At 72.9% G+C, this 1999-nt stretch carries 1 pseudogene; it reads left to right on the top strand.

Annotation, left to right across the window (positions count from 1 at the left end):
- Positions 1–1999, top strand: a pseudogene (locus tag SFU54_RS06395) (ATP-dependent helicase); the annotation flags it as partial.

Here is a 1999-nt window from a genome sequence, read left to right as displayed (position 1 = left end):
GTTTCACTTCGAGGCCGACGAGCTCGAGGCGCTGGTGACGAGCGAAGTGGGGGGCTCGGCGGTCTTCGCCGCGCGCTTCCGGGAGTGCGCCGCCCGCGCCCTGCTGTTGCCGCGCCGCGACCCGGGCCGCCGCAGTCCGCTCTGGCAGCAGCGGCAGCGCGCGAGCCAGCTGCTCGAGGTGGCGCGCGAGTTTCCCGACTTTCCCATCGTGCTCGAGACGGTGCGCGAAGTGCTGCAAGACGTCTACGACCTGCCGTCGCTCGTCGAGCTGACGGCGGGCATCGCTCAGCGCAGCATCCGCATCGTCGAGGTTGAGACCCCGAGCCCCTCACCCTTCGCCCGCAGCCTGCTGTTCGGCTATGTCGCCGCGTTTCTCTATGAGGGCGACAGCCCGCTCGCTGAACGGCGGGCCGCGGCGCTCAGCATCGACCCCGCGCTGCTCGCCGAGCTGCTCGGTCGTGCCGAGCTACGCGAAGTGCTCGACCCTGCCGTCATTGCACAACTCGAGGCTGAGTTGCAGCGCCTGGCCCCCGATCGCCGCGCGCGCGACGCCGAAGGCATCGTCGATCTGCTGCGCATCCTGGGGCCGCTCTCGATCGACGAGCTCGAGGCCCGCACGCTCGACGAGGTCGACGTGCCCGCCGAGCTCGACCACCTCGCGCGCGCGAACCGCGTCTTTCGCGCCACGATCGCGGGTGACGCACGCTGGGCCGGCGTAGAAGATGCTGCGCGACTGCGCGACGCGCTGGGCACGCCGATCCCCCATGGGGTGCCCGCCGCCTTCCTCGACCCCGTGGCCGACCCCGTCGGAGACCTCGTCGCCCGCTTCGCTCGCACCCGCACTCCCTTCGCCGCGACCGACGTGGCGAGCCGCTATGGCCTGGGCATCGCCGTAGCGACGGATGCCCTCCGCCGGCTCACCGCCGACCGCCGCGTCATCGAGGGCGAGTTTCGCCCGGGCGCCTCGGGCACCGAGTGGGTCGACGCTGACGTATTGCGGCGCCTGCGCTCGCGCAGCCTCGCGGCCCTGCGCAAGGAAATCGAACCGGTAAGCCACGGCACCCTCGGCCGGTTTGTGCCCGCGTGGCAGCACGTCGGCAGCGCCGGACTCGGTGCAACGCGCCCGGCCCTGCACGGCATCGACGGAGTGCTACATGCGATCGAGCAATTGCAGGGGGTCGCCCTCCCGGCGAGCGCGTGGGAAACCCTCGTGCTGCCGAGTCGCGTGCGCGACTACTCCCCCGCCTGGCTCGATGAGTTGTGCGCGAGCGGTGAGGTCGTCTGGGCCGGCGCGGGCAGCTTGCCCGGCAACGACGGCTGGGTGAGCCTGCACCTCGCGGGAGCCGCGCCACTCAGCCTCGCCGAGCCCGAGGCGCTCGAGCTCACGGCCCGTCAGCAGCGCATTCTTGACGCGCTTGCGGGCGGTGGCGGGTTCTTCTTCCGCCAGCTCGCGGCCGCGGTCGCCGAGCCGGGCAACGCCGGGGGCGACGACGCGGCTCTTGTCGATGACCTCTGGCAACTCGTGTGGGCGGGGCTGCTCACGAACGACACGCTCGCGCCGCTGCGCTCCACGCTCGGGGGCACGGCCACGCGCCGACCCGCGCCGCGCACGCGCGGCTATCGGGGGTACGCGCGCCCCGCATCCGTGACGCAATCGGGGCCGCCGACGGCCGCCGGGCGCTGGTCGCTGCTGCCCGAGCGCGATGCCGACACCACTCGACGCACGGCCTTCGCGGTTGACCGCATGCTCGAGCGGCACGGCATCGTCACGCGCGGTGCCGTACAGGCCGAGGGGCTGCGCGGCGGCTTCGCGCTCGCCTATTCGGTGCTCGCCCGCATGGAAGAAGCGGGGTCAGTTCGCCGCGGCTACATCGTTGAGGGCCTCGGCGCGGCCCAGTTCGCGACCCCCGCCACGATCGACCGCGTGCGCACCTATGGTCGAGACGCGGATGCGGCCCCCGCCCTGGCACCCATCGTTCTCGCCGCAACCGACCCGGCC

The sequence above is a fragment of the Microcella sp. genome (assembly GCF_033763155.1).
In the GTDB taxonomy this organism is placed as follows: domain Bacteria; phylum Actinomycetota; class Actinomycetes; order Actinomycetales; family Microbacteriaceae; genus Microcella.
This window is presented reverse-complemented; position numbering and strand designations above follow the sequence as displayed.